Raw genomic sequence first — 6,240 nt, 5'->3', positions numbered from 1 at the left:
TTCCAAGTGCTCGGTACATGGGTATGGCTGAACTGGGTGGACGGTCAATGGGGCGCAAACCAAGTTTCATGGCGCCGTGATTCCCGCTTTGAGCTGATTGCCAAATCGTTTGACGCGGATTTGATTGAGAAGAAATTGCAGGAGGCGTTGGAGAAGTAAATCATCGGCCAAACGCTTATTAATCCGTTACTATATGCCGTCTGAAGTCAGCGGTTTCAGACGGCCTTCAAATCAAAAAATAGAGGAACACTTAACCATGTGGCGTTATATCTTTCATCGTTTGCTCCTTTTGATTCCCACGTTGTTGGGGATTTTGGCGATTACCTTCGCTGTGATTCAGTTTGTTCCCGGCGGTCCGGTGGAGCAGATGGTTCAGCAGCTGACGCAGGGCGCGGTTGGCGGCGAGACGGCGGGACACAGTATGCCTGGAACTTTGGCCAAAAACGGCAACCGCATCAGTGCGGAAGATTTGGCCGCGCTGAATGCTTTGTACGGTTTCGACAAGCCACCTGTGACGCGTTTTGTGGATATGGTATGGAAATTTGCCCGTTTCGATTTGGGCGAGAGCTTTTTCCACCACCAAACCGTATTTGAGTTGGTAAAAGAGAAAATGCCGGTATCGATGAGTTTGGGTTTGTGGACGTTCTTCCTGACTTATTTGATATGTATTCCGTTGGGTATTGCCAAGGCGGTCAGGGATGGCAGCCGATTCGATACGATTACGGGGATGATCATTTTGGTCGGCTATACCGTACCGCCGTTTGTCTTGGGCTTGGTGTTGCTGGTGTTATTTGGCGGCGGCAGCTTTTTTGCCTGGTTCCCGCAGGGTGGCTTGGTTGGTGATGATTTTGATACGCTCTCTTGGGCAGGTAAAGTCAAAGATTATTTATGGCATATGGCCTTGCCGATTACCGCTTCGGTGGCAGGCAACTTGGCGGTGATGACCGTATTGACGAAAAACGTGTTCCTTGAAGAAATCCGCCGTCAATATGTTTATACCGCGCGAGCCAAGGGCTTGCCTGAGAAACAGATTTTGTGGAAGCATATTTTCCGCAACGCCATGATTCCTCTGATTACCGGTTTCCCGGCTGCATTTATCGGCGCATTCTTTACCGGAAGCCTGTTGATTGAAACGCTGTTCTCGCTGGATGGTTTGGGTTTGCTGTCTTACGAGGCAGTGATGAAACGTGATTATCCTGTCGTAATGGGTACGCTGTATGTATTCACGCTGATGGGGTTGTTGGCTAAACTGGTGTCGGATATTTCTTATTCATGGGTCGATCCGCGTATTCACTTTGGCGGACAGAAATAAGGCCGTCTGAAAATATCTTCAATCCATTATTAAAGAATGTTTCGAACCATGAAAAAGAAAAAATCTACTTCAAACCCTACTTGGCAAGCCTTTAAGCAGCATAAGCGCGGTTGGTTGGCTTTGCGGATTTTGGCCGTTTTGTTTGTCGTCACTTTGCTTGCTCCTTTGTGGAGCAACGATAAACCTTTGTGGATACGCTATCAGGGCGAGTATTTCTTCCCCTTGGTAAACGAATACAACGAAACCACATTTGGCGGCGATTTCGATACGCCTGCGGATTATCTGGATCCGCTTATCCGCCACAACATTACTTCAGACGGCAATTTTGCCCTTTATCTGCCCAATCCTTACGATGCCGATACTTTAAACGATTTTGATACGGCACCCGATCCGGCCAAACCGTCCGAACGGCATATCTTGGGAACGGACGACCGCGGCCGTGACCTGTTGGCGCGCTTGGTTTACGGTTTCCGCGATTCGCTGTTGTTTGCCTTGGTGTTGACTGTGGTGACTACCGTAATCGGCGTGGTTGCAGGCGCGGTACAGGGTTATTTCGGCGGTAAAACCGACCTTCTGATGCAGCGTTTTATCGAGGTTTGGGGCGGTATGCCGGAGCTGTACCTCTTGATTATCCTGTCTTCGTTTTTTAATCCGGGGCTGTTGATTTTGCTGGTGTTGCTGTCGCTTTTCGGCTGGATGGGCTTGTCCGACTATGTCCGTGCCGAGTTTTTGAAAAACCGTCAGACCGATTATGTTTTGGCGGCGCGCGCAATGGGCGTGGGCAACCGTGAAATCATGTGGCGCCATATCCTGCCCAACAGCTTGACGCCGGTATTGGCCTTCCTGCCTTTCCGTATTTCCGGTGCGGTACTTGCCCTGACCAGTTTGGACTTCTTGGGCTTGGGCGTACCTGCCTCACAGGCAAGTTTGGGCGAGTTGCTGGCGCAAGGTAAAGACAACTTGGACGCGTGGTGGATTGGCCTGTCTGCCGTTGCTACGCTGACGGTAATGCTGCTTTTGCTGGTCATGATCGGCGAAGGTTTGCGTCAGGCATTTGACGTACGCGCACGCAGTTAATTGCTTTTCTAAAGCGTGAAGAGGGTGGGCGGAAAAGCTTATCCTGCATTCTCAGGGCCGTCTGAAAAGTTTCAGACGGCCTCATCCATTCGTTTGAATCATTAAAAACCATGAATCAAGAAATCACATTTCTTACTCTTTTTCTGCTCGGCTTTTTTGGCGGAACGCATTGCGTCGGTATGTGCGGCGGATTGAGCAGCGCATTTGCTTTGCAGCTGCCGCCACATTTAAACCGAATCGGGCTGATTGTATTGTTGAACTTGGGGCGCATCAGCAGCTATGTCGTCATCGGCCTTCTGGTCGGCTTGGTCGGGCAGGTCGGCATTTCCTTGGACGATACGCGCGCGGTTCAAAACGGTTTGTATATTGCCGCCAATGTTTTGCTGCTTTTGCTCGGTCTGTATCTTGCCGGTATTTCGACTGCCGCAACCAAAATCGAAGGCATCGGTAAACCGATATGGAAACGCCTGAATCCTTTGCTGAACAAATTGCTGCCGATTAAATCAGTGCCTGCCTGTTTCGGCGTCGGCGTGCTTTGGGGCTGGCTGCCTTGCGGTTTGGTGTACAGCGCGTCTTTGTATGCTTTGGGCAGCGGCAATGCCTTGCACGGCGGGCTGTATATGCTGGCGTTTGCATTGGGGACCTTGCCGAACCTGCTCGCGATGGGCATATTTGCAGCGCAGTTGAAAACCTTTCTGCAAAAACGCATGGTTCGTTTGTGCGCCGGATTGTTGGTGGCAGGATGGGCGATATGGCGCTTGGCTGTATTTGCGATGGGGCAAATCGGGTAAGGTAAAAAGGTTTTATTTAGTTTGTTGTTTTGCAATTAAAAAGGCCGTCTGAAAGAATTTCAGACGGCCTTTTTCACAAGAAAGATTTAATGTATCAAATTCCAAGCCATCTTGGCGGCAATCAGCAGCAACATGATGCCGAAGGCGATTTTGAGTTTTCGGGCGGGCAGCTTGTGCGCCGTTTTTACGCCGAGTGGAGCGAAGAGGATGGTGGCAGCGCTCAATATGGCTACAGCCGGAAGATAGATAAAGCCTGCCGCGCCTTCAGGCAGGTGGGCAACATGTAAACCGTTGGCAAAATAGCCGATGGTGCCGGCAATCGCAATCGGCCATGCCAGACCTGAAGATGTGCCGATGGCGCGGTGTGCCGGAAAGTTGCAATATAGTAGAAATGGAACGGATAGCGAACCGCCGCCGATACCGACCCAACTTGAAGCCGCCCCAAAAAGCGTACCCACGGCTGTCAGGCCGTGGAGGGCAGGCAGGGTGCGTGAAGGTTTGGGTTTGGAATCGCGTAGGGTTTTGACTGCGATAAAGGCAAGAAATGCAATAAAGAAAACTTGCAAAGCCAGCGTCGGCATATATTTTGCCGTTACCGCGCCGAGGAGTACGCCAAGTATCATGCCCGGCGTCATTCGGCGGACGGTCGCCCAATCAATGGCGTGCTTTTTATGTTGGGCGTACATACTGGAGAAGGTAGTAAACACCATGACGGCAAAGGAAGTGCCGATGGCAAGATGCTGGGCATAGGGGTGGCTGCCTATGCCTTGCAGCTGCAACGCCCATAAGACAACGGGAACAATCAACGTGCCACCGCCTACGCCGAATAGTCCGGCAATAAAGCCCGCTGCGCTGCCGACGGCGAGCAGGGCAAGGATGATGTCCCAAGACCACATTTCAGACGGCCTTGTCGTGTTTGTGTGCTTTATGGCGTTTTTTAAACCAACGGATGACTGCCATCACATAACCGGACAGGCTGTAACCGAGGAAAAATAGGAAGAGGACGAGAGAAGGCTCCCAGTTGATGAGCAGCAATACCAACACGGCCAACACCATGCCCATAAACGGTACTTGGCGGCGGATGTTGATTTCTTTGAAGCTCCAAAACGGAATCTGCACAATCATGGAAATGCCGGCAAACAGGGTAATGCCCAATGCCCACCAATGCACGCCGGGGAAGCGTTCGATGCTGTGGTTGACCCAAATCAGGCCGACAATCAACGCAGCGGCGGTCGGGCTTGGAACGCCGATAAACCAGCGTTTGTCGACTTTGCCGATAAGCGTGTTGAACAGTGCCAAACGCAGAGCGGCGCAGGCGCAGTAGATAAAGGCGACGGAATAGCCGATTTTGCCAAACTGCCAAAGTTGCCATTTGTAGGCAATCAGGGCAGGCGCGACGCCGAAACTGACCATATCGGCGAGGCTGTCGAGCTGTTCACCGAATGCGCTCTGGCTGTTGGTCAAACGTGCAACGCGTCCGTCCATGCCGTCGAGCAGCATGGAAAGGAAAACTGCAATCGCCGCCGTTTCATAACGTCCGTGCATGGACTGTGTAATGGCGAAGAAGGCGCAAAACAGTGCGGCGATGGTAAAGGAATTGGGCAGCAGGTAAATGCTGTTTTTGCGGATGGAATTGCGTGGTGGAATCGGATTTTCTGTATTTTGTGAGTTGTCCATAATGTTTCCGTATATGCTGCGGGTGCAGATGAGGCATTATACCGCATTGGCAGGTTAAGGATTTTTAAAAGGCAGACATAGTTTCACTTCAATCGCATAAAGTTTCAGACGGCCTTTATTTTGTCAGTCAAACAACTCGCCCTGAGCCTGCTCTTTGGTCACGCGTACGTCGGTTTCGCCGTCGGCAAAAGTGATGTGCAGTTTCTGCCCTTGTTTCAATGTATCGGCATTGCGGATGACTTGTCCGCGTGTGTTTTTGACGACGGAGAAACCTCGCTCCAGAATATGCTGCGGCGATACGGCTTCGAGCAATGCGGCTTGGGCGATCAGGCTTTGACAGCGTTGGACAAGCAGCTGGCGGAAGGAATGCGACAAGGCCGTCTGAAAGCGGTCGATGTTGTGTTTGTAAATGGAAACATCAGGACGGCAATGTTTCAGGGTTTGGGTTTGGCGTTCAAAACGGGCGGTATGGGCACGGAGGTTTTGCGTCATCGAGTAAGACAGCGTTTGCGCCAGCTTGCTGATTGAAGCGCGCTGATCGTCAAGTTTTTGGCGCGGGTGACGGATTTGCCGCGCCAACCAGTCGAGTTTTTGGCTGGCATCGAAATAACGTTGCTCCAAAACGGTTTTCAGACGGCCTTGCGCTTGGGCTAGACGATGTAACGATTCTTGGCGGTTGGGGCTGACCAGTTCTGCCGCGCCGGTCGGCGTGGGTGCGCGTACGTCGGCGACGAAATCGGCGAGTGTGAAATCGGTTTCGTGGCCTACGCCGCTGACAACGGGAATTGCGCAGGCTTCGATGGCGCGCACAACCGGTTCTTCATTAAACGCCCACAAGTCTTCAATGCTGCCGCCGCCGCGACAGACAATCAGCACGTCACATTCGGCGCGTTGCGAAGCGGTTTTAATCGCTTGAGCAATTTGCAACTCGCTGCCTGTGCCTTGTACGGGCGTCGGATAAACGATAACGGGGATTTCGGGTGCGCGGCGGTTTAAGGTGGTCACGACATCGCGCAAAGCTGCCGCCGCCAGGCTGGTGACGATGCCGATACATTGCGGACGGGCGGGCAGAGGTTTCTTGCGTTCCGCTGAAAACGCGCCTTCCGCCTGCAACTGCGCCTTCAATCGCTCATAGGCTTCGTAAAGCTGCCCCAAGCCTTTGAGCCGCACCTCGTTCACCGTAATCTGAAATTCACCCCGCGCTTCATAAATACTGATTCTTCCTGATACCTCGATATGGTCGCCTTCTTTCAAAGGCTTCGCCAAGCGCATGGCCGCACCCTTAAACATCGCGCAACGCACCTGAGCGCGGCTGTCTTTGAGCGAGAAATAATAATGTCCGCTGGCAGCACGGGTCAGGTTGGATACTTCGCCGGCAATCCA

6 protein-coding genes and 1 pseudogene are annotated in these 6,240 nt (G+C 52.2%); 4 read left to right on the top strand and 3 right to left on the bottom strand.

The window, feature by feature from the left end:
- From ACTHS3_RS07265 to ACTHS3_RS07250, 4 genes and pseudogenes are all read left to right on the top strand, one after another.
- Window positions 1–159: pseudogene (locus ACTHS3_RS07265) on the top strand (CobW family GTP-binding protein); the annotation flags it as partial.
- Between the two features lie 97 nt (window positions 160–256).
- Complete coding sequence (locus ACTHS3_RS07260) at window positions 257–1,312, top strand: ABC transporter permease subunit (protein ID WP_039862485.1); 1,056 nt, start codon at window positions 257–259, stop codon at window positions 1,310–1,312.
- A gap of 36 nt (window positions 1,313–1,348) precedes the next feature.
- A complete protein-coding gene (locus tag ACTHS3_RS07255; protein ID WP_004520828.1) occupies window positions 1,349–2,389 on the top strand; it encodes an ABC transporter permease in 1,041 nt (346 codons plus the stop codon).
- A 110-nt stretch (window positions 2,390–2,499) separates the two neighbouring features.
- On the top strand, window positions 2,500–3,180 hold the full coding sequence (locus ACTHS3_RS07250) for a sulfite exporter TauE/SafE family protein (RefSeq protein WP_003680951.1): 681 nt from the start codon (window positions 2,500–2,502) through the stop codon (window positions 3,178–3,180).
- A gap of 86 nt (window positions 3,181–3,266) precedes the next feature.
- Here the strand turns inward: ACTHS3_RS07250 and ACTHS3_RS07245 are convergent, their stop codons facing one another.
- From ACTHS3_RS07245 to xseA, 3 genes are all read right to left on the bottom strand, one after another.
- The gene (locus ACTHS3_RS07245) at window positions 3,267–4,076 is read right to left on the bottom strand and encodes a sulfite exporter TauE/SafE family protein (protein ID WP_070695372.1); all 810 of its coding nucleotides are present in this window, start codon (window positions 4,074–4,076) and stop codon (window positions 3,267–3,269) included.
- A gap of 1 nt (window position 4,077) precedes the next feature.
- Window positions 4,078–4,857: a CDP-diacylglycerol--serine O-phosphatidyltransferase gene (pssA, locus tag ACTHS3_RS07240; protein ID WP_004520826.1), complete on the bottom strand. Its 780-nt coding sequence runs from the start codon at window positions 4,855–4,857 to the stop codon at window positions 4,078–4,080.
- Window positions 4,858–4,980: 123 nt separating this feature from the next.
- On the bottom strand, window positions 4,981–6,240 hold a 1,260-nt coding region (xseA, locus tag ACTHS3_RS07235), incomplete at its 5' end, for an exodeoxyribonuclease VII large subunit (protein WP_440367541.1).

The organism is Neisseria sp. P0009.S007 (assembly GCF_051962515.1).
This window is presented reverse-complemented; position numbering and strand designations above follow the sequence as displayed.